Below are 22,055 nucleotides of genomic sequence, written 5' to 3' on the forward strand. Positions count from 1 at the left end.
TTATTTACCCGGTTCTTTTCCTTTAGCTTGTCGTACACATAGCATTCAAAGCTTCGGGCAAACATCTCTGCAATATCTTTCCAATAAGCACCTTGGAGTTTGGAGTAGTGATACAGGTAACTGTCGGTTCTACGTTTCTTTACCTTTTCATAGTCGTGGCTAATAGCTTTGTCATCCAAAGCGTAATAACCAAAGCGAAGCATTACTATTAACTGGGCAATACTTTGGTGCATTATCGTATCAGGTACAGCCTTTTTAATAGTTTCTTTCAAAATATCTTTAAACCAACCTTTTGATGGCGATGAGTTCCCACCGATAAAATACTTCTTGCGATACCCTAAACTTTCGATAATAGTATTCAGATAACTTTCTGAACGTAGCGGTTTGGTTGATAATTCTAAACCATTTAAAAAGTGGTCAAAGAAATGTCCCCACTCATGGGCTACCGAGCCGTCACCATTTCGCTTGGTCAGGTTGATAAGTTGTCGTGTTGGGTAATAAGTAGCCATTGCTTTACCACCACGACCGAATGCGCCAAAAGCAATAGCCAGGGCTTCGTTTATGGATAGATTGATGTCAAGCACCTCGCATAAATCAATGATGGCTGCAACAAAGTGGCGAATGTGTTCCCTGGCTTCATCATCCTTTACATAGTTTCCTAATGTGAGCGATTTAAAATGAAGCTTTTTGATAACCGTATTTTCATCCGCATCTTCAATCAACAAACCTCCTGTGCGTTTGATATATGATAGCGGTATGGCTTCTATTTTAGGCTTGCTACTACTTTTAGATTTGCTTGTTTTCTTTGTTTCCGCCCAGCTCCAATCGGGTTTAAATTCCTTGTATGGAAATTGCTCTTTTTTCTGGTCATATTCACGTTTGGCATCATTTATAAATCGGGTACAAACCTGAGTGACATACCTTACATAGTCTTCTACAGTTCTAACGCTGCTCAACATTCCACCCCTAAACGTGAGTTCAGTTTGCTTGTGACGTTTCATATCTACTGTTGAAATGATTTGGTGTGCCGAATCAATACAATCGTTCTGACGTTTAATTTTGCTATCCCGAATCATTTTCAGTTTTGTAGCATGTGGTTCTGCCTGCTCTTTTGTTACTCCTGAATATTGATGGGCTTTCATGTAAGTTTCCTTAACCGCATTGGTTGTGCGGTAGCCCTTAATGGTAAAGACGATATTGCGCAGAGCCTTGCCGAATATCAATCCAAAATCATACTTACCAACAATTTCACCATTATTGGCAATGGTTTCAAGTTGTTGTAAATCCGTAATTGTAATGGCATTATTCAGAATACTCACAAAAGTCTCCGCCATTTTCACATATTGCTCTCTGGCTTCTTTGGTAGCTTTATGTGGTTTGGGTGGGAATGCCTGACGAATCTTTACTTTCAGGAAGGCACACCCTGCATCTGTACCATTTTCTTTTTCTGCCTGTGGGTCAATTTTTGGAAATACCTTATCCTTTTTAACCAATTCAATAGCGGTAGCTTCATCCTGTTCGATGCTGTTTAAATCGCTACTGCTAATAAGCTTGTTGTACATGGCTTGTTCCTTTCTGGAACCATGAACACGCTTCCCTGCATCTTTAAACTTTCGTTTTTTTTGCTTCTCCTGTAAAGCCTTTTCAACCTCGGTATCAATATCCCCAAGGTCATCATTGGGTGTTGCTAAGTTGGCACAATAATTCTCATATAAAGACCAATCATCGCTGATAATGAAGAATCCATCATTAGAATCTGGTTTGTAGCCTTGCTTTGTTTTGTAGCCGTTTCGCCCTTCAATGAATCCTTGTTTGGGTAGAATCCAAACGAAGTCACCTTTTCTTGGTTTATATTGGGTAGCAATAATATCGGTTGCTTTCTCAAAACCTTTATAGATGGGCAAAGCATTTACATTAACGCCCTCTCTAAAACCATTAGCTAATATGGCAGCCTTTGATTTTCCTTTAGTGCGAATATCCTTGTGGATGGCTTTGTATTTTTTATAAAACTCCTTTTCTGTCATAGTATGGTCTTGATTTTAGGATGAGTACCAAGCCCGGCAACTGCCCGAAGCTGTTTCTGCTTAATTAGGATTGCCTTTGCACGGAGCTTCACAAGCTTCAATTGCTTGCCTGTGTCTATGCTTACCTTTTTACCTTTAGGTGCGGATTGCTTTTGTTTGGCCAGTCGTTTGGGAAATTCCTTTTTGTCTTGCTCAAACATCTTCATCGCCTCATTGGTAAGGCTATCGGTGGAGTTGCTTCGCTTTGTTCCCTTATCCAAAAACTCATCGTAGTAATGGCGAGGAATTTTAACCGATAAACTGAACCGTTCACCAAGTAGATTAAGAAGTTTAGGCATCTTGCTTTCTTCAACCGAAGCCCTCATATTACCCGAAACCATTTCAAAACCATCGCGATTATTAACCAGGAGCTTCACTACATTTCTATCGGTATAAATGGGAATATGAGTTTTGGTTTTCGGCATAATGACCTTAAAAGTGCCATCATAATGTCTGGCTATTGTAATCCTATTTTCGGTGGCAATGGTAGCTCCATTGCGAAGGCTCATAATGTGCTTTTGCAGTTTGGCAATTGGAGCTATAACATAATTATCTGCTTTATTATCGTTATTATCTGGCGACCATGCCTCGCTCATTAAAATACCTTTCTGAACACCCCTGCCTTTGGTGGTGAAGCTTACCAACTTGCCCGGAAAGTCCGCAGAGCCTTGTAGGATATTGCCTGTTACGATGTATCGGATTTGGCGGTCTGCTGTGAAGTCTTTAATGGCTTCATCCCAACGCTCAATCAAACTTTCTTTTTGACCTGTTGTAAGCTGCATACTACGGCTCATTACACGCTCAATTTCTTTGGCGGTATCACCCGATGCCGGGAGAATGATGTATTTACGACTGTCCGATATGGCAAAACGAAGCTTTACCGATGACGGAGCATAAGGATTCTTGCGTTTGGGGTTAATATCAAAACCAAGAAACACGCAGTATGAATTATCGCTGCTATCGGTTTCAAAGCTTACTGCTGGATAGAAATAGCCATGACCGACTTTAAAGAACTTGAAAAAGTTGTTCAGGTAACGTTTACGGTTTTCGCTTTGTGTTTGCGTTTTGGTAATATCAAGACCTTTAGCTGCTACAATTTCATCCTCACGCTCCGTGATATATTGGATTCGTTGCTGCTTTTCATATACAGGAATTTTTTGATAACCTTTTTCATCGGTAATGCCATCAAGCAAATCTTTGTATTTATCGTCCAACGCCTTTAAATCCTCAGATAACTTATTCTGGACGAATTTCTCGTGAGCCGAAACTATTTCTTCAGAAATGCTGTCAGGGTGTTTGTTGCTTAGTTGTTTTTGAATCAGCTTTTCAAGTTCAGCCTTGCCATACGGCTTTTTCAGAACGTTGCATTCGCACTTTTTCAAATAAGTATCGTTACCAAATACCGAACGTCCACCTTTCCCGGCAATTACCACACGCTTTTCAAGGGATTCTGCTTTTAGGTTAAGAATTTCAACCTCTAAGTCGTACTCATCAGCTTGCTTGAGGTATTCTATGTAATCGTTGTATCGCTCAATGACTTCCTGATAGAATTTCTCTTGTTCTTTAACTGATAGAACAGCCACACGCCCTGTTACTTTTGAAGCATCACCTTCGGATGGTGTCTCATCGCTGTCTTTTCCCTCAAATTTTAGTGGATTATCCAGGGCTTTGTTTAGTTCTTCATTTTCCAACATGTATTGGCGAACCACTTTGTCACCGTACTTATTCAGAAAGTCATCGGATTCCAATTGTGATTTGCTGCTTTTTTGGTTGGAAGTGGTATTGGCATCCAATGATTTCAGCTTCTTTTTGAGCATCATCATAAACCGCTTTTGTGCAGGGATGGATGAAATAATGTAATCGTAAATTGGTTTCATTATCTGCCCTGTACGGTTGATACGTCCACGCTTTTGAATTTCTGTATTGATGTTCAGTTCAGGTTGGAGTATCACCATCACACGCTGCTTCACCTTTTCTACTGGAACTTTATCGGTAACAATAGCATGTGCCGAAGCTCCTGTTGAACCACTTTGATTGATAAGCAAACAATCAATTTCATTGTCATTGAATTGACGAAACAAATCTGCCGTATTTTCCTTTTTTCGGCTCATCACCAAAGCGGTTGTATTCTTTGCTTTGGTGGAATTGTACTGTACACAAAGCTTTCGCCCTGTAACTTCACCAACTGAATAACCGGCTTCTTTTATCTTTTGGATAATAAGGTCCAGAGGACTGATAGTAATACCTGTTGAAGCCTGTTCGATTCGCCTGATAATATCATAGTAAGCCAATTGAGCATCTTCTGATAGGTCTGCAATATTGAATTGCTTACCCTGTGATTCTCCATCAATATCTTTCTCGGTATAGCGGAGAACAGAATCCAATCCCTTTTCTAAAACGGTTGAGAAGTCACCATTAATTACATCATCAGGTTTTGCCATTCCTTCTAAAAAGCTCCCCATAGTTGAAGCAAAGGCAATGATTGGTTTCTTACCTTCTTTTAGCCTGTTTATGGCATGGTCGGCAACATCAGAGGCATTCAAACTAAAGAGTAATTGATTGATTACGTTGAAGACTTTTGAGAAATACGGAATATTATCAACCCCGGCTTTCTCTGTTCCTTTGCGTGTTTCAACCTCTTTACTTTCGGCTGCTGCAATCTTATCAAGCTCATCAACCTGTTTGTTAATGTACTTCTCCTGAAACCCGATTATATCCCTAATGATTGAAGTTACTTTATCGGCTGTTTCAGCTTGCTCTTTGGCTTTTTCTTTCAGCTCGATGTAGTTTACTTCCACACCTTCAAAAGAACGTTCACGCCTAATCATTTGCCCCTCTGAAACCAATTGGGCTGCTAATACTTCCTGCAATGCAACACCGCCTTTGGTGATGGCTTCCACCAAATCCTCTTTGCTCATATTGGCATCGCTCATTGAAGTCTTTTGAGCATAAATCGGCATATTATCAGGTCGCTTGGCAAAGGTGGCAGACAGGAAGCAAACGCCTTTGGTTTGCCTTAACACACCTTGCATAAATTCACCTGTATTGGAACTGCCTGAAGCATTATGAGCTTCGTCCATGATGATGATATTACCGTTACTTGCAGCATTTAAAAACTCTTGTTTGGCTGGCTTTTTCGGCTGATTGAACTGCGAATAAGTGGCACAAACAAAGTTGTAATTGTTGGGTACTTTCTTTCCCTTTATGATGCGCTCTTGTGTAGGTTTTTCGGGAGCAGTATATATGACTTCACCGCTTTTGTCCTTTACATTGGTTTTGCTCTCTTTGGTATTCACAATGAAAGGAACCAGGGCGGAACTTCCAATATCCGATAAATCCCTATACAGGTCAGTAAATAGGTTGGGCTTTTCTGATAAAAACACAGGTTGCAAGCCACTTTTAACACCATAGCGGATTAAAGCTGCTGCGGTTCTTCCTTTACCGATTCCTGTTTGGTCGCCAACAATAATCCCCTGCCCACGCTTTTCGATATTGTAAATTGCCAATGATACCGCATCAATCTGTTCGCACGAAAGCGACTTGACAAGCTCGTCATTACTGTAATCGAGTTTCTCACAGGCATAATCAAACACAGGCATCCCGATACTTTTCTTTACTTTCCGGATAGCGATATGCATTTCGTGACCCATTGAATCGGGAACAGTTGTATCTAGGATAAAACCCTTTTCGGCTGTGGGAATATATGCCATGCCCAGCCCTTTATGACCGAACATTCCTTGTAAATACTCATGCTCGTTCTGAGCCAGTTTTTTAGTGCGGACAAAGCACTTGTTATCCTTTGAAGAAAAGCCCAGTTCGATTAACCGAGAAACAATATGTCCTTGTGGTTTTCGACTGAACTTTATGGTTAGGCTTTTTTTCTGGAATTTAATTTCGGACTTCATGCTGTTTTTGTTTTATGAGAATTGCCTTTGCTCTTAACCAAGCGATGTTCTGATTGATTTTTTTCAGGGTACCTGGTGACGGTTGAGGTTGTACTCTGTCCCAAAGTTCGTCATGGGTATTGACAACACTGCTGTGCAGTTTATTTTTAAGTGGAGCTGCTCCTTCGGGAACTGCTTTTGCTCCATCAATCAGAATCAATCGGGTATTGATTGAAGTTCCTTGTCTGGAGTAAAGCTTTTTGCCGTTAATAGGGATAATATCTTCAACGTTGTAAAAGTGGTAGAGGTAATTCAGGAAAATGCGGTTAGTTCCTGCCGTAACCCGACCATGTTCGTCCCAAGTGGTATGACCACCAATGATAATGGCTGCCTTACCATCTTCCTTCATGCAACGCAAAGCGTTCAATGCCATTGCATGTTCCAATCGCTTGATTTTAAATTTTCCAAAAAGTTCAGGTTGAGAAAGTGAACCGAAAGGCGGATTAGTAACTATACCATCAAAAGTTCTGTCATAAGCTGCCGGAGGTTTTAAGGCATCCCAAGAACTGACCTTTGCAAAAGGTTGTTCTTTCAGGTTGGCAAGCCTTACATCATCCAACTCGTTAACATGGGTATAGTGATAAGGCAAAGCAATGGTTAAAAGTCCGTTCCCTGCCGATGGTTCTAAATACTTTGGAAAATCGTTTTTATCATTGGTAAGATGAGCATTGCCGACTATTTTACCCTTTGTACTTCCTTTTACGATGTTCTTAAAAGCTTTGTAGCCTGATAAGCTACCCGGTTTTAAAATATAACTCGATGCCAGGAACGAAATGGGTGCCGGAGTCGAATATTGCTGCATCAATACACTCATGCTTGTTCGCATGGATAGGTTGACCTGTGATTGATACAGGGCTACAATATCAAGGTATTTTTCGTAAGTGGTTAGCGAACTGTCGTGTGCAATCTCTCTTGCGTTAAGAATTATTGCCAGTTCGGTAAATTCTTTCACCAAGTTTTTATTGGCGATACCGAAGCTTTTGGCAATGCTTTCAATAGTGGTTTTAGAGTGCTTACGTTCCGCCTTTAAATCCTCACGAATCCTTGATATGTAGCCCTTTTTATCCATTATATATTACTGAAGTACAATCGTTTTATCCGTTTCGTCTTTAAAAGTGAGTTTCAGGTTGTTCCCTGCGACATCAACAGCAAGACTATCCACATCTGCATCCACGAAGTTTTTCATGAAGTTGATTTGGAAGTTTAAGATGTCTGCCAGTTTTGTTTCCCAATCTTCTCCTGAGAAGATTCCTGAATCTGCATATACCTGTAGGAACTTTTTTAGAAAGTCAGGGATATTATGCAAGTTGGTGTCCCAATCTGCCCCGACAGTTGCGTTTTCTTCAATGCCTGAAAGTTTGTCTTCTTCAACTTGTGGATAGCTTCTTTTTTGAGTATTGGCTTCAATAGCAACTGCTTGTTCAGGGGAAATAGTTACAGGTTTATTCTGGACATTCGACTCCCAATCTGCTCCAACAGTTGCATTTTCTTCAATACCAGCCAGCTTATCTGCATCTACTTGTGGGTAACTTACCTTTTGGGTATTGGCTTCAATGGCTGCTGCTTGTTCAGGAGAAATAGTTACAGGTTTATTCTGTACATTCATTTCCCAATCAGCTCCTACTGTGGCATTTTCTTCAATCCCTGCTAACTTATCAGCATCCACCTGTGGATAGCTATTCTTTTGGCTATTGCTTTCAATGGCTGCTGCCTGTTCAGGAGAAATAGTAACAGGTTTGTTTTGTACATTTGATCCCCAGTCTGCTCCAACAGTTGCATTCTCTTCAATTCCTGCCAACTTATCAGCATCAGCTTGAGGATAGCTTACTTTTTGTGCATTAGCTTCAATAGCCTCTGCTTGTTCAGGAGAAATAGTTACTGGCTTGTTCTGAACATTTTGTTCCCAGTCAGCTCCAACAGTAGCGTTTTCTTCAATACCTGATAGCTTGTCTTCATCTTCTTGTGGGTAGCTACGCTTTTCAGTATTGCCTTCAATGGCTTCAGCTTGTTCAGGAGAAATGGTTACAGGTTTATTCTGCACATTTGATTCCCAATCTGCCCCAACAGTTGCATTTTCTTCAATGCCGGATAGTTTGTCTTCATCAGCTTGAGGATAGCTACGTTTTTCAGTATTAGCCTCTATTGCTTCTGCCTGTTCCGGCGAGATTGTTACGGGTTTGTTCTGTATATTTTGCTCCCAATCAGCTCCAACAGTAGCGTTTTCTTCAATTCCGGCAAGTTTATCAGCATCAGCTTGTGGATAGCTTCGTTTATTGTTGTTGGATTCAATATCGGCTGCTTGTTGTGGAGAAATGGTTACTGGTTTATTCTGCACATTTTGCTCCCAGTCAGCTCCAACAGTCGCATTGTCTTCGATACCCGATAGTTTGTCTTCATCGGTTTGAGGATAGCTTCGTTTTTGGTTATTCGCCTCAATTGCTTCTGCCTGTTCCTGGCTAATCGTTACAGGTTTATTTTCTACGTTGCTTTCCCAATCTGCCCCAACAGTAGCATTCTCTTCAATCCCTGCCAACTTCTCTGCATCCTCCTGCGGATAGCTACTTTTTTTGTTGTTGTTTTCAATGGCTGTAGCCTGTTCCGGAGAAATGGTATTGGGTTTGTTTTCCAATTCCTCAAAATTGGAGGTCAGGTTCATATCATTCTCCAATTGTGATAGCTTTGTTGGAATGGCGATATTTAGATTGCCATCCGGGTCAGTAACAAATCCACCGTGTACCTCGATACCGCCATTGGGCATATACACCGGACTTTTCTCTGAAATCAACAAGTCTTCAACGTTCCCTGCGATTATCAGACCTCCTGAAATCTGCTGAACAATGGTTTTTGGTCTAAAGTCCGGAGCTGATTTTGAACGAGCGATATTAATGAATGAGCCAACCGAAGCCCTATCCAGAATCGTATCCTGAACATCACGGTTCATCTTGAAATAGGTATCAGAAAATACAATCTTGTTATAACCTCGGTCAAAAACACAAGACTGGTTAACCTTAGCCTCAAAACAGCAATCGTCTATGTTGGTCGTGCTGTTCAGAAATGCCAATGCACCACTTCCTTCATCACTGTACTCAAATCGAATATCCCTAAAGTTGATGGCACTATTATAAATCTCAATAGCTTTGTCGCTCTGAAAAACAACAGGCTTCACGTAAGTACCGACTGTTCCATCTACCTTATTGCTTAATGAACAGATGTTGATTTGATAGGAAAAATCACGAAGGACCAGGAATGTCCCTAAATCGTTAATGAAAGTACCATCTTCGAACATGATGCTGATACTTGCATTCTCGTTGGTATGGTATTTCAATGCCTTGGGTAATGAATCAAATAAAAGCTGGAGCTTTGAAAACGGTGTTCCCGTTGGAATAATAATTGCTTTTTGGTCAAGGTCGTATTCAAATCCTGCAATCTGCTGGTCCTTACTCATATCAAACACGCCCTGAAATACCTTGTATTGTTCGTGTTCCATACCTAAATAGGCATACTGACCATCAGAAGCCCATTCGCCTTTTTTCAGTAACGGTGGGGTTGTTCCCCTAAACATCTTGATTGTTCCCATATTATGAAGTCTTTTAAATTTCTAAATCATTGAATAAGCCCTGTCGAACAGTTCATTACTGACGTAATTGCCACCATTCTCAACCCTGGCTATTGAAAGCACCAAAAGGCGAAGTGTATTCTTGGTAGGTAGAAGCTTAGCTGTTTTGCTAACTTTTAAATCCTTACAAACGGTTTTGATATAAGCTGCCGTATTGTTCTCAAACTTGGGCGCATATTCCTCGATAAGAGCCGGAACTGTATTCTTGCCTTTTTCAATGTCATGCTTGAGGTCTTTAATCATGGCACGAACTCCGTAAACAGGAGCTTTAAACATTTCAAAACGTCTGTCTTTGTTTTGCTCTTTAGGAAGTTTACCATTCCATTTGATGTTGGTGTAAATCAGGTTTCCCGGATTGTTGTTGCGGATGCCCCTGGGTGCATTGGATAGATAAGTATTGCCACCATTCCAATTTTGAAAATCCGAAGGCAACTCATTCCTATTCGTAGTTAAAATGTTTGAACCACGATGGGGCAATAGCCCTTGCTGTCTTTTCTTATTGCGTCTGCGAATAAGTAAAATGGTGGTCACTATCGCCCCTGTGGTTACTAACCCTCCCGAAATAAATAATATCTTCTTTTGTTTCTTGTCCATAGCTGTAATCGTGTTTTAGAGAGGGATTCCCCAACTGTCGAACTTGGGTTTTATTTTGGCAATCTCTTTATCGCTTAGTTCAAAGCGTAACCAACCAATCAAATTGTAGTCCTGACCAAGAAATGCAGCACGAGTTCCCAATAGGTACATCTTCATACCGAAAGCTTTTATCACCAGAAGCATATCATCTTTGGTCTTTAGCTTATCTATGGTGCTGTAAATCGTTTTTTCGTCTGTTCCGAAATCAAGCATTGCACCGTACAGCGTATTAGCATACAAGGCTGCATCAGATGGGGAAATGGTCAAATTTTCCTTTTGAAGAACCATATCGCTCAATGCAGGAGCAACCCTTGATGAAGTGCCATCAGGATTACGCTTGAACAATAGTTTTTTAACGGCATAAATACCTATGCCTACACCTAATATGGGTAAGCCGTATTTAATTCCATTAGCGACTAATGTTGCCTTATTTACTGGTGGTAACTTTTGCACGGTACTTGAATTTTAGATGTATCTCAATGCGGTCTTTACAATCTTTGGGTTCTTGGCTACTTTGGAGAGCAGCTTAATAATATCCTCCTGTTCAACCTTGTTTACCGCATTTTGTATCAGGTTTCCCATTTGCTGAACCGTCTCCGGTGCTTCAGCTTCAATCGTGATTCCTACTTTAAATTTTCGCATAATCGTTTGTTTTAAATGTTTATTCTTCGCCATCCGTTTGCTCTATTCCTTGTAAAGTTTGGTTCAAGAATGCGAGAGTTTTATTGATGAGTTCCGCTTTGTCAAGGCATAGTCCAACAATGTTGGCAATCTTGGCCACATCTTGCAGTTCCCATGTCATTAGGGCATCAGAAAGGTTCTTGATAATCTCTGCTTTCTTCTTGTCTTCTGGAGAACTTGCCGAACCCATATCGGTAATCTCAACATTGGTATCTGGAATTGGAGCCGATTCTTCAGGGCTGTCATCGACCATACCCAAAGCACCTTTTAGTTCCTCTGCTGTAAGTCCTAATAACTCTGCTGTTTTCGGACTGTTGGTAAGTATGCGTGAACCGATGCCTACCAATGCCCCTGTGGCTACTCTCTTCATTACCTCGTTGGGAGCATACCCGGCAAGACGGTTTTCTAGGTCAGTCTTCTCTGATTTTAATTCCCTATTCTCACTTTGGTAGCGGTCTTTCTCAGCTCGTAGTTCCGCATTTTCATTGCGTAATCGCTCAAACTTCTCTTCCAAAGTATTGTAGCGTGTCTCGAACTTAAAATCATCCAATTGCTTTTGGTAACTGATTCGTTCAACCTCCTTGTTGTTACCCGACAAGGCATTGAACACGCCAAACAAACCTTCCAATTTGTTTTTTGCCTGTTCGTTTTCACCTGAGAACAACCCCAATAGCGTATCCAATTCTCCTAAACCATTGGTATTATTCTGAATCTGCTGCTGTTTAACTTCTTGTTGAATAATGGTTTGAAGTTCTGCTCTCTCAATAGGTTCTTTTGGTGGATTGAGAAGTTTGCTCACATTGATGGTATAGCTGTTCAGGCTTCTTGCATTGGGGCTTTTACCGCCAAACACATCAACCCTGAGTGTACCATGTGATTGTTTTGCTTTTTCAATGGCACTTTCAATATCACGGTTGAACTTTTCAGTTCCGGCAGTTCTCGAAGTGAGTGCCGTTTCATCAACTCCTGTTACCAGGTATATTTCGTATGCGTAAGGGTACTTTTGTTCATCCTCTGAACGTTTTATAAACTCGTATATGCTTTGTATTTGCTCTCTGTAATCTAGCATGGCTGTATTAATTTCGGTGGGGAATAATCTTTACAAACTCCAATCGGTAAGGCTTGAAGCTTTCCGCCTGGGTTTTGATGTCTATGTAATCGGTGAATACCTGGTAGCGGTACTCATCCATAAAGTCATATTCTTCGGGTGTAGCAGTAAACACGTTATCGCTACTAATCATTTCCAATTCATCTATGGAACCGGGAAGACCTTTAGTGTTTAGAATCCACATGTCGTTTTTCAGGTCCAGGGACATATCAGAACTTGTAACTCGAATCACAGTCGGTTTCAACTGGTAACTGTCAATGGTTCGTAGTCCTGCAATGCGGTCTTTGGCAATGGTATGTAATAACTCACTCGTGTTCATTGGTCACTTCCTCCGGATTTGTGTTCGACAATTGCAGTTCTTTTTTGGATGGAGCTTCGTACTCAATGTAAATCCTGATGGTCAGGATATTTTCCTCGCTGTTCTTGTTGCTCTTGAATACCGTGTAGATGTTGCTGTTCACCTCCAAAGGCTCATGGAAAGGGATAATCTCTTTGCTGAGATACTTGATGTTTCTGTTTGCCGTAACCATGTAGTCACGAAGCAAGAAGCTGTTACCGTTTACCAATAAACTGATGTTGCCACACTCGTATGATTCAGGCTGCTTGTAAGCTTTAATGGTTCTTTTGAATAGTTCATCCTTGTGCTGATAGGTAAATACCAATGTTTGTTGGGCGATAAAATCAGAGAACTCAAGGTTGGTCATTCCCTGACCTCTAACAAACAGATTGGATTCGTTATAAACGAAATCAACGAACTGCTCATTGAATACATGAGCAATATGGTCGCTCAATTCCTGTTGCTCATCTTTATCCAGGCACGAATAAACAATACCATTGGTTAGTACCTTGATAATTTCAGGTAAAATGTCCCTTTCAAAGAATGCACGACTATCATGTTCATCTGCTCTTGTGCGTAAATAGGAGTAGAATAAGTCTGTAATCTGCTCATCGTTTAACAGGTCAGTAATCAATGCTTGTGGGAAAGCAAGGCTCTCCACTACATCAATCAACTCTGTTTGCTTTTTAACGGTGGCGATAACAGCAAGACCAGTTATCAACTTGCAGGAAGCAGGGAGCAAATCCTGTGCGTTGATATGGCTATTGTCCTCGGACTTATGCGTAATAACAAAATATCGTTTCATATCGGGAGTATTGGGGAATTATGAATTATCCACTTCGGCAAGCAGATACACACGCACATGGTAACTATCATTAACAGCCAGGTTCTCGCTATCATCCTTATAGATAATTCTGATAGGGCTGTTTTTGGCTTTTTCATTCACAGGGAAAGTCACGTCTTTGATACTCATATCATCATTGTGATGAAGAAGAGCTACCTCGGTATCATCGGGGATGATTTCAGTATCATCAATCCATGCTCGAAGTGTTGAACCCGGTAGGGCTTGTTGATTAGACAGGCGGAGGAACATACCCTTAATGCGGTCATGCTCTGTTTTGGTATTGCCGTTAAACTCGAAGGTTTCTCCTTTTTTAACCTCGAATTTTACAACCTGTAGTTTCTTTATTTTATTGTCTTGTACTTCCATTGGTATAAGTGATTAAGAAAAAAGGGACGGAAGCAAGTATTGCGACCGCCCCTTCTAACGATTATGGCATACCCAAAAAACTAGGCTTTCTCAGTGATTGTACCCAATAAGGTTATTTTAACAGCTGGGTTGAAAACCTTGTCGCTGTTGTTGATAGCCTTTGGCATGTTCAGCTTTGGCGTGATGTCCATTGATGGCTTTAACCACTTTGGATTAGCCAATTTGTACTGGAACTTACGCTTGGTTGTATCGGTATCATCGAATACCGCACATGAGATTTCAGGAAGAATCACCTTGGTTCCCAAAGTCATCTCAAATGTTCCGTTAAGGATTTGTGCAGGAAGCGCAAACTGACCGAATGCAAAATCTGCAGGGTCATTATCTTCTTCCGATGCACCGTGAGCGTACTCAAGAACAATGTCAGTTAGTAAGAAATATTTTCCTGAATCCAACTGTGCACGGTTCAGGTTAGTACGACCAGCCTTCTTATCATCCGATGCTTCCATCAAATCAATATCGGACTTGTCCTTAACTGACTTAATGGTATAGATTGCCGTATCAACGGTCTGCATACGTGCATCTTTCAATGCCTTTTGAATCTCTGCCGGAAGCTGCTGTCTACGTAATTCAAACTGACCTTTTGAAGTCAGTTGAGTTGTCAAACCTGTTTTTACAGCGGTACTTCTGCGACCTGCATTGTACGACCTGCGAACAGCACGTTTGCGGTAACTACGTCTGCGACCTCTACGGCTTCTGCGTCTTCTTCTACGTCTCGAACGTCCGAGTTCACCGATGCCTTCCGTGGCATCATCCTGGTCGTCTTCTTTGTCCAGGGAATCTTCTTCCTTATCGAGAATCGCTTCTTCTAAACCCTCTATATCCTCCATTGAGGGGTACAAATCATTTTGCTCATTAATCTCTGCCATGATAATTTGTTTTTGTGGCTCAATAGCCTGTTATAAATTGAATTGATTACTTAGTTGTGAATGAATCAGGATGCCATCATATCGCCCGAAAAGATGTCATAGTCCATGCTGTCGGGGTCGATGTCTTTAATCTTGCCGATTTGAGGTTCTTCATCCTCCGGATAGTCTGTTTTGCCGATAGGTTCATCGCTCATTGCATAATCGGCTGCTGCACTTCCCACAGGGTCGTCACTCATGGAGTAATCTGCTGCTGCACCTGAAACAGAAGCTTCTATTTCACGCTCGATGTCGATATCCGCTGCCGGAAGAGCTTGTGTGATTGGATTCAAGGCTTGTAAACCATCAACTTCATCGTAGTCTTCGTCTCCAATGATGCCCTCTAATCCTTGTAGGATGGTTTTACCTGTTGCTTTCTTGATAATGGATTCTACACCAGCTCCTGCTGCTCCAACAAGCCCAAGCTTGATGTATTCATTTTTGGTAAATTGAGTACCTACCAAACTGCCCATTGTAACCGCTGCCGGAACGATGTAGCTTTTCATGTCATTGCCTAGAAGACCACTTACAGCCTGACTTTTCTCTAACTTCTTTAAAGCGTACTTTCCAACTGCAAACCCTGCTACGGCAGCAATGGGCTTGCCTATGTTGTTGGTGGCTTTCATAAAGTCAATTTTTGTCCCGGCGGATGTTCTCCTGGGGCTTGACGTTGTTTTCTTAACTGCCATGTTCTTAATTTTTAATAATTGTTTATCTATTGATTATTGAAGCTCAATGCTTCCTAATGCCTTTTTTGAGAAGGATTTCTTTGACTGTGTGTTTTGCTTCGGTTTGTCATCATCTTTCTTGCGAAATGCGAAGTATGCACCTGTACCAATCAATGCCACTACGCCAATACCGATACCTATTTTTGCTCCCTTACTCATGCCTTTTTTTGTTGGAGCAACTGTTTGTGTAATCATTGGAGCCAGCGATGTAGTTTGAGGGCTGTAGTTGCCCGACTTCATTATTGGTTGGGGGGTATAACTGCTGGTCTGCGGAGCTACATAATGACTTGCTTCCTGAACCTGAGTATCTGAATTTGATGGCACATACTGTGATACCGTATTTTTGACTTTTTTAGCCTTAGAAAACTTGCTCTTGATTTTTGTGAAGATGTTTTTTACAGGTTTTAGCCAACTTTTAATTTTTGCCAATACACCTGTAGCTGCACCTACCGATGCTGCGGTAGCCACTGCACCCATTTGTCCTAATTCGCCAAGTTCTCCGATGGCTTCCAATCCTTGCAAATCAGCCAATAAACCATCTACGCCCTTCAATGAGAAGTCTCGGCTCTTTTGTTTTGCTCCTTTTAAGATTGCTTTTCTCAGGTTCTTTTCCCTGCCTTGCAATCCTTTAAATAGCTTACGTACACGTCTGTGGCGTTTCTTTAAGTCCTTTAGTTTTTTAGCATCGATGTTGTATTTGGATGCCAATTGGTCAGGTAGATAAGCGTATTGAAGTTTCTTGGCAATGCCGAACATATTCAATCGCAAAGCTGCCAATAAGCCATTACGGATAGCAATGGAAAGTGGATTAAAACGAACGATGGCTTTAGCTACTTTCTTGGCGACTTTGCCAACTTTTTTAGCAGCCTTCTTAATGCCCTTACCAATCTTTCTGCCGATTCGCTTTAGTGATTTAAAAAATCCACCTAAACCTCTGTCTCCGTTTAATCCATCTATGGATTCATCTAAATCATCTAATTCTGCTAATCCTTCAATGGCATCTATATCGTACTTTATCAGTCCTTTTTGTGCAAGTCTGGCTTCAATACTTTCCAGTTTCGCCAGTACTTTATCTCGCTGTGGTGTATTCCAAAATTTGATAGCCTGGTCCAACATGGAAATAAATTGGTCAGGGTTTTGGATATGCGCCATTTTATCCTTGTTCTCCTTATTCTTTAAAAGGAAATTTCGGGTGCGGACTAAATAGCGGTAAGTGGCATCGTCTGCATCACCCAATCCGTTAATGGCATCGTCAAAGTCAACGCCAGATACTATAGCGATAAGTTCTTCATGGTCGGCTTTTGCTTGATGACCTCCAGCCAAATCAATACCTGATAGAATTGAAATTGGTAAGCCTAAAGAACTTGAACCTGTTAAACCATCAATGCCTTTAAGTCCAGCCATCTGAACAGGTGACATATCAAAGTTGGATTGCTCAAAGCTGTATGGCTTCTGATAATCGAATTTTGATAGTACCGGGTCAATGACTATCTCATCTTCCGAATCACCCAAAGCAGGAACAATAACATAGATATGCTGAAAGTTCTTTTTACCGTCATACTTGGTAATGCGGAGCTTGAACGGAATACCAAGGTTCTTTAAAAGAGAACCTACAAAAATGCTGTAATCATCACAGTCAATCCCTGCTGATTTTATGCCTTTTTGTTTAAACCTCATTTGTCCGTCCAACCATGAACGTGCGGGAGTACGAAGCTGCTCTGTACCGTCTTCGTCTTTATGATATTGGAGATACTTGTATGAAAAATCAAAGATGTTCTTACAGGATGCTTTCATGTTATCACCTTGCAACATGGAGGCTAGTTCCTCTACTTCACGGAAGTGTTCGGCTATAATTTCAATACAACTTTCAACGGTTTCCAGGACATTGCCGTTCTTTACAAATACATCTGTTCCGGATGCTTTTTTTATCAGGTGGTTGAACTTACGACCGTCCTGTGTATTACGTGGGCCAGACACGATGCCTAATTCGCCCAATGCTAATCCGTTCATATTTTGCCTCATTGTGGTATTATTTTCAATGGTATTCAGCGAACCCAACCTAGCGGTATGGCTTTCGTCTGTTAAATTTTGCGTGGTAGTAATGGTTTCGCCATTAATGCTTAGCGAAAGGGTAAAGCTCATGTCTGCTTTAAGCTGTGCGGTGTTTTGAAGCAATGCTGTGGATAAACCTTTTCCTACAAGGTTCAGGTATGGCACTTGAAACAGGATTTCAGGCTCTTGTGTAGAACCTGCTCCAACAGTAAGACCTTTGATGTCGGGGGTAGAATAAGCAATTGCCGAACCTTTATAGTTTGCCACTACCTGGTTAACGGCTAATGTGATGGGTGCTTTTGTGGGATTGTAGCAGCGAAGCTTTACAGCAAATTGAACTTCCTGTAAGTTCATCTTGTGGATGCGGAATCCCAAAAGGGCAAAGTTCATTTTTGCCCCGGCTAGAAGCTTTTTGCCCTTTTTAATGAGGTAGAAACCTCCACCAACGGCTGCAACTGCTGCTAATGTGCCTAGTATTTTCTTTGTGCTTGCTTCCATAATGGAAACAAACATATAGTAGGCTTATGGTGGGGGTGTTGGAGATTAATTGTACCTGTAGGAGATTGTAAGTATTTAATGGAACTTGTCAGAAAATGAGCATAAAAAAACTCCCGGTTGAACTAAATCAGTCGGGAGTTTTTTATTTGTATCAAATCATTTTAATGATGGTGACCGCTATGGTCTTCTTTCTTTTTAGCGGCTCTATCATATTTGCAGCATCCGGGTAATGAGTTGTACGTTTCATCTTTTGCTTTATGCATTTCAGTATCATGCCCGGCCTATGCTATCGCCTTATGAACTTAATTAATATCAATTTTGAATCACAACACTTCCAAAACTGATTTAAATATATCAGTTACATCTTTGGCAGAGGTAGCCAATTGATCATTATTAAATTCCTCCATAAATGCATTGGGATTAATAAAAACCACCTCAATAGTATTGAAATCTATTTCCTTTATAAGCACTTTGCATGGGATAAAAACCCCAATATTCTCTTCCTCTAGGATGTTCTGATAAGCTATTGATGCATTACATGTTCCCAAAATTCTATAAGGTTTCATAACAACATCATCTTGGTTATTCATTATTCTCGTATGTAAATCAAGCTCTGTAACCACACTGAATCCACTCTCCTCAAGTAACCTAGTAACCTGCTTTGTAACCTCTTCAAAATTCCCTCTAGTTATTTTGTTAATAAAATAGTTCTTTTTCTTGTCATATCGTTCACAAGAAATAGTCAAAACAAATAATATAACAATTGCGCTTATTTTAATAAAATACTTCATTACATCAATCTTTTTAAAAATACAACTTTAATGAATCAACCAAAGGAAAATTAATCCTTCTTAAAAGCTCAAGTATTGAAGACTTGGAAATTTGTTGGCTACCATATTCAAGAAAAATGCTTTGTTCATCCAAACAGAGACTTATAATCCCAGAACTATTTTTATTGCTTTGCAGATTTCTTTTAATTTTTATTTGCTGATTGCATTTAAAGTCTTAGAGGTTTTAATAATGTATGACTCATTTTTTATGCTCATAACTATAGAATTACTTTCTAAAGCCATTAAAGCGATATGTAATATCCTCTTTCCTTATAATATATTCAAACGAATTAGTGTTCATATCAAAGCCGCCAAAATGCTCATCTCCTTCTGAGTGTTCATTATTCATATGATCTGTCCAGTTGGCATTACCATTCATCATTCCGCCACCAGAACCCATCATTCCGCCACCAGAACCAGAACCCATCATTTCACTTTCGTTTGTGCCACATCCCATTTCATGCCCATACATTTCTTCAAAAGCCTCACCATTCATACACACCATAACGCTGTCATGATTCTCATAGTAATTAAGCATAAATGTGGTATCCATTTCTTCTCCATAGCAATGAACCTGAATTTCACCATTGCCCATATCTTTGACTTCGGCTACAGCATCGTGACCCTCATTATTACTAAGCGTTGTGCCTTTTAAAGAATTTACATTTGTTAATGTACCTACATAGGTTCCTTCAATAGAAGCACCAGTTGTTTCAGGATTTATGTCTGACATTTCACATGACACAACAAAAGATACTAAAGTTATCAAGCTTATTGCAAATTTCACTTTTTTCATTTTTTCTTACTTTAAATTATCAATTACTCATTTATTTGTTTTGTATGTGTACCGTAAAAGGGCAATTTTACCCTACCTCAATTTTCTAAAAAAAATCAAAAACTTTATACTCAATTGAAATACAAAGAAATACTACAACAATAACATTAGATTGTTATATTAATAAAAACAAATGGAGAGAAGGGTACTGCATTATAGTAGACATTAACAGAACTCATGTTGTCAGTTGGTATTTGGGTAACATCAGTAATCCTTACATTACTGTAATTGAATATGTTTAGTATCGATATTCCGCATTGAACATGAAGTTTTCCAGGGGTGAACTTATATTTAGCCATAATATCAGCTCGCTTATAAGGAAATGGCTTGCTGTTTCGATTTTCATTTTGCATAAAACCAGAACCGTAAACATAATTTGCCGATAAAATAAAAGGGTGAAGATTCAGAATTCCTGAAAACTTTAGTTCATGCTCCTGATGGTGTGGAGCATCCTGAAACTCATTTGTGGAAAAGTATGGAAACCACTCCCTGACTTGTGACAGAGTATAAGCTACCCAGAAAGAATTGCCTTTGTATTCTTGCTTAATTTTAAAATCTAAGCCTTTTGCTTTTGCTTTTCCTGTATATACTGTTAGGCTCGTGTTCTTTCTCAAAATCCTTGTCAGGTTATCTGTTTCTTTGTTGAAAGCTTCAATATTAACACTAAAACCATCTTTAATATAACCTGCTCCAAGTGCAGCATGCTTTGACGATAACACCGGAATGCTATGGTTATTACTTATCATCCATATATTGCTGAAATTATTATTCTCATCAATAATTGAATTTCTATGAACAAATTGATTATATATCCCCCATGAAATATTTATTTTCCACTTATCGTTAGGATAAAAACCTGCATTTAATCTAGGTTGATTATAAGCTTTATGTTGATTTGAAAAATAGTTAATTCGAAAACCCGGCGTGATTTCAAGCTTTTTGCCAAAGGAGAATTTGTTTTGTGCAAATACGGTGAGAATATCGGCATATTTTTCGCCGCTCAAAGTGTTCTGTATTGAATTGCTGGTGCTTAGTAATGTAGAAGCCGAATTTCTTGAAATTCCACCACCAAATTCTAATTCATGTTTTCCAAGTAATAGTAATCTGTTTTTTAATGTGAGTTTGAACTCACCCACATAGTTATTCAATGTATTGTTTCTACTATGATTATTACCATGCATTAAAAAAGTTGAACTACTTTGCTTGTCGGTAAGTTTTGTGTCTAAAAAGGAGTACGCAATTCCAATTTTTGAACTTCCTTTTCCATGCCAATTTTTATTGTAAGAGCCACTAATTCCAGATTGGGAATAATATTCATCAACATTTTGAGATATTATACTATTCATGTGGTTTTGATCAACCGAGTAAGAAAATTTGTCTTGACCCAGATAGCTGCTTACAAAATAAGAATCACCATTTTCTGTAATACCGGATATTTTAAAATTCCCATCTCTAAATAGATAATTGGGATTAACCGGCACCCCATTATTCATCTGCATGCCCGTTGAAGGTTCTTTTAGCTTTAGATCACTATCTAAGTATAGGTTGTAATATGTTTGACGATAAGCAGCAATAACTGATATTTTTTGACTTAAGGGAACTTCTGCAACTAAATTTACTGTTGAATTATTCAGGTTTAATTTTGCTGAGAATTGAGATTTACTGCCATCGTATCCAGTAATATCAACAATGCCTCCGACTCGTTCACCTTGACTTGCGTCGAAAGCGCCTTTGTGAATCCTTATATCCTTGGCTAAATATGGGTTTACTGCACTAATGTTATCGCTATAGCTTTTAAGTCCAAAAAGAGTTATGCCATCAAATAAAACAGAACTTTGACCTGAATAACTTCCCCAAATAACCAGATTGTTCGACTGCTCCCCGGATGCTAATATACCAGGCTGTAAACGCAATACGGAGAAGACCGAGTTATCGCCGCTACCCGGAATGGAAAGTGCTGATTTATGATTGATTCGCAATAGTCCGGCCTTATTCCCTGATTCATCATAGAAAATCTTTGAATATGCTGATACCACCACCTCGTTAATCTCAATATCCTTTGGCATTAATCTAATCCGGTGGTTTAAACCGGCTTTCAGAACTGTATCTGCTATATGATACCCCACATATGATATTCTTATACTGAAGATGCTATCGGTGGATGATTTAAAGTTAAACTTACCATACTCACCGGTGAGTAAATTTATTGAGTTAATGTTGACATGACTGTATGGTAAGCTTTCATTGTTAGTGTTATCAATTATGGTACCAGATAGCAAGTATTCCTTTTTGAGCACAAATTCTTCATCCTTGGTTATGAATATGTAACCCTTAGTTGTTTTTTTCCACATTACCGGTGTGGAAGCTAATAAAGAATTAAAAGCTTCTTCTATAGAATTAAACTCTTCATCAATTGTAACACTATATTTAGAAAGCTCCGTATCGTTAAACGAAAGATTAAAATTATAATCATCTCGTATCTGGATTAATACAAGATTTAAAGGCTCATTTTGAGCTTGCACAATGATCTGCTGCGACATTACTGTACTATATGTCGC

At 39.8% G+C, this 22,055-nt stretch carries 17 protein-coding genes; all 17 read right to left on the reverse strand.

Annotated features, from left to right (window positions below; all coding sequences use genetic code 11):
• Nucleotides 1–2,024: LPD1 domain-containing protein (locus tag KDU71_RS14065; RefSeq protein ID WP_212191726.1), on the reverse strand; the 2,024-nt coding region annotated here is incomplete at its 3' end.
• Nucleotides 2,021–5,968 carry a strawberry notch C-terminal domain-containing protein gene (locus KDU71_RS14070; protein WP_212191727.1) on the reverse strand — a complete coding sequence of 1,316 codons (3,948 nt, stop codon included), beginning with the start codon at nt 5,966–5,968 and terminating at the stop codon, nt 2,021–2,023. The genes KDU71_RS14065 and KDU71_RS14070, both read right to left, overlap by 4 nt.
• Nucleotides 5,952–7,076 carry a class I SAM-dependent methyltransferase gene (locus KDU71_RS14075; protein WP_212191728.1) on the reverse strand — a complete coding sequence of 375 codons (1,125 nt, stop codon included), beginning with the start codon at nt 7,074–7,076 and terminating at the stop codon, nt 5,952–5,954. The genes KDU71_RS14070 and KDU71_RS14075 overlap by 17 nt, the downstream gene beginning before the upstream one ends.
• A gap of 6 nt (nt 7,077–7,082) precedes the next feature.
• Nucleotides 7,083–9,584 carry a hypothetical protein gene (locus KDU71_RS14080; RefSeq protein ID WP_212191729.1) on the reverse strand — a complete coding sequence of 834 codons (2,502 nt, stop codon included), beginning with the start codon at nt 9,582–9,584 and terminating at the stop codon, nt 7,083–7,085.
• 21 nt (nt 9,585–9,605) lie between these two features.
• Nucleotides 9,606–10,217 carry a hypothetical protein gene (locus KDU71_RS14085; RefSeq protein ID WP_212191730.1) on the reverse strand — a complete coding sequence of 204 codons (612 nt, stop codon included), beginning with the start codon at nt 10,215–10,217 and terminating at the stop codon, nt 9,606–9,608.
• A gap of 15 nt (nt 10,218–10,232) precedes the next feature.
• On the reverse strand, nt 10,233–10,709 hold the full coding sequence (locus KDU71_RS14090; protein WP_212191731.1) for a hypothetical protein: 477 nt from the start codon (nt 10,707–10,709) through the stop codon (nt 10,233–10,235).
• A 12-nt stretch (nt 10,710–10,721) separates the two neighbouring features.
• A complete protein-coding gene (locus tag KDU71_RS14095; protein WP_212191732.1) occupies nt 10,722–10,898 on the reverse strand; it encodes a hypothetical protein in 177 nt (58 codons plus the stop codon).
• Nucleotides 10,899–10,917: 19 nt separating this feature from the next.
• Nucleotides 10,918–12,006 (reverse strand): hypothetical protein, encoded by a 1,089-nt coding sequence (locus tag KDU71_RS14100; RefSeq protein ID WP_212191733.1) that lies wholly within the window; start codon nt 12,004–12,006, stop codon nt 10,918–10,920.
• A gap of 7 nt (nt 12,007–12,013) precedes the next feature.
• The gene (locus tag KDU71_RS14105; protein WP_212191734.1) at nt 12,014–12,364 is read right to left on the reverse strand and encodes a hypothetical protein; all 351 of its coding nucleotides are present in this window, start codon (nt 12,362–12,364) and stop codon (nt 12,014–12,016) included.
• The gene (locus KDU71_RS14110; RefSeq protein ID WP_212191735.1) at nt 12,351–13,187 is read right to left on the reverse strand and encodes a hypothetical protein; all 837 of its coding nucleotides are present in this window, start codon (nt 13,185–13,187) and stop codon (nt 12,351–12,353) included. Before KDU71_RS14110 ends, KDU71_RS14105 begins: the two co-directional genes overlap by 14 nt.
• Nucleotides 13,188–13,205: 18 nt before the next feature.
• Nucleotides 13,206–13,592, reverse strand: a complete 387-nt coding sequence (locus KDU71_RS14115; RefSeq protein ID WP_212191736.1) for a hypothetical protein — start codon at nt 13,590–13,592, stop codon at nt 13,206–13,208.
• Nucleotides 13,593–13,672: 80 nt separating this feature from the next.
• Nucleotides 13,673–14,518, reverse strand: coding sequence for a hypothetical protein (locus tag KDU71_RS14120; protein WP_212191737.1), 846 nt, complete (start codon nt 14,516–14,518; stop codon nt 13,673–13,675).
• A 65-nt stretch (nt 14,519–14,583) separates the two neighbouring features.
• The gene (locus KDU71_RS14125) at nt 14,584–15,180 is read right to left on the reverse strand and encodes a hypothetical protein (protein WP_212191738.1); all 597 of its coding nucleotides are present in this window, start codon (nt 15,178–15,180) and stop codon (nt 14,584–14,586) included.
• A gap of 96 nt (nt 15,181–15,276) precedes the next feature.
• On the reverse strand, nt 15,277–17,832 hold the full coding sequence (locus tag KDU71_RS14130; protein WP_212191739.1) for a hypothetical protein: 2,556 nt from the start codon (nt 17,830–17,832) through the stop codon (nt 15,277–15,279).
• Between the two features lie 323 nt (nt 17,833–18,155).
• Nucleotides 18,156–18,623, reverse strand: coding sequence for a DUF302 domain-containing protein (locus KDU71_RS14135; protein ID WP_212191740.1), 468 nt, complete (start codon nt 18,621–18,623; stop codon nt 18,156–18,158).
• Nucleotides 18,624–18,888: 265 nt separating this feature from the next.
• Nucleotides 18,889–19,458 (reverse strand): hypothetical protein, encoded by a 570-nt coding sequence (locus tag KDU71_RS14140; RefSeq protein ID WP_212191741.1) that lies wholly within the window; start codon nt 19,456–19,458, stop codon nt 18,889–18,891.
• A 146-nt stretch (nt 19,459–19,604) separates the two neighbouring features.
• Nucleotides 19,605–22,037: a TonB-dependent receptor gene (locus KDU71_RS14145; protein ID WP_212191742.1), complete on the reverse strand. Its 2,433-nt coding sequence runs from the start codon at nt 22,035–22,037 to the stop codon at nt 19,605–19,607.
• Nucleotides 22,038–22,055 lie beyond the last annotated feature (18 nt).

Origin of the sequence: Carboxylicivirga sediminis, from assembly GCF_018156225.1 — a bacterium.
Classification (GTDB): Bacteria; Bacteroidota; Bacteroidia; order Bacteroidales; family Marinilabiliaceae; genus Carboxylicivirga; species Carboxylicivirga sediminis.

Coding starts and splice junctions, on each gene's coding strand:
- KDU71_RS14110 (WP_212191735.1), bottom strand. CDS start 13,187: ATGAAACGATATTTTGTTATTACGCATAAGTCCGAGGACAATAGCCAT.
- KDU71_RS14085 (WP_212191730.1), bottom strand. CDS start 10,217: ATGGACAAGAAACAAAAGAAGATATTATTTATTTCGGGAGGGTTAGTA.
- KDU71_RS14070 (WP_212191727.1), bottom strand. CDS start 5,968: ATGAAGTCCGAAATTAAATTCCAGAAAAAAAGCCTAACCATAAAGTTC.
- KDU71_RS14095 (WP_212191732.1), bottom strand. CDS start 10,898: ATGCGAAAATTTAAAGTAGGAATCACGATTGAAGCTGAAGCACCGGAG.
- KDU71_RS14135 (WP_212191740.1), bottom strand. CDS start 18,623: ATGAAGTATTTTATTAAAATAAGCGCAATTGTTATATTATTTGTTTTG.
- KDU71_RS14125 (WP_212191738.1), bottom strand. CDS start 15,180: ATGAAAGCCACCAACAACATAGGCAAGCCCATTGCTGCCGTAGCAGGG.
- KDU71_RS14130 (WP_212191739.1), bottom strand. CDS start 17,832: ATGGAAGCAAGCACAAAGAAAATACTAGGCACATTAGCAGCAGTTGCA.
- KDU71_RS14075 (WP_212191728.1), bottom strand. CDS start 7,076: ATGGATAAAAAGGGCTACATATCAAGGATTCGTGAGGATTTAAAGGCG.
- KDU71_RS14115 (WP_212191736.1), bottom strand. CDS start 13,592: ATGGAAGTACAAGACAATAAAATAAAGAAACTACAGGTTGTAAAATTC.
- KDU71_RS14120 (WP_212191737.1), bottom strand. CDS start 14,518: ATGGCAGAGATTAATGAGCAAAATGATTTGTACCCCTCAATGGAGGAT.
- KDU71_RS14105 (WP_212191734.1), bottom strand. CDS start 12,364: ATGAACACGAGTGAGTTATTACATACCATTGCCAAAGACCGCATTGCA.
- KDU71_RS14100 (WP_212191733.1), bottom strand. CDS start 12,006: ATGCTAGATTACAGAGAGCAAATACAAAGCATATACGAGTTTATAAAA.
- KDU71_RS14145 (WP_212191742.1), bottom strand. CDS start 22,037: ATGTCGCAGCAGATCATTGTGCAAGCTCAAAATGAGCCTTTAAATCTT.
- KDU71_RS14080 (WP_212191729.1), bottom strand. CDS start 9,584: ATGGGAACAATCAAGATGTTTAGGGGAACAACCCCACCGTTACTGAAA.
- KDU71_RS14140 (WP_212191741.1), bottom strand. CDS start 19,458: ATGAAAAAAGTGAAATTTGCAATAAGCTTGATAACTTTAGTATCTTTT.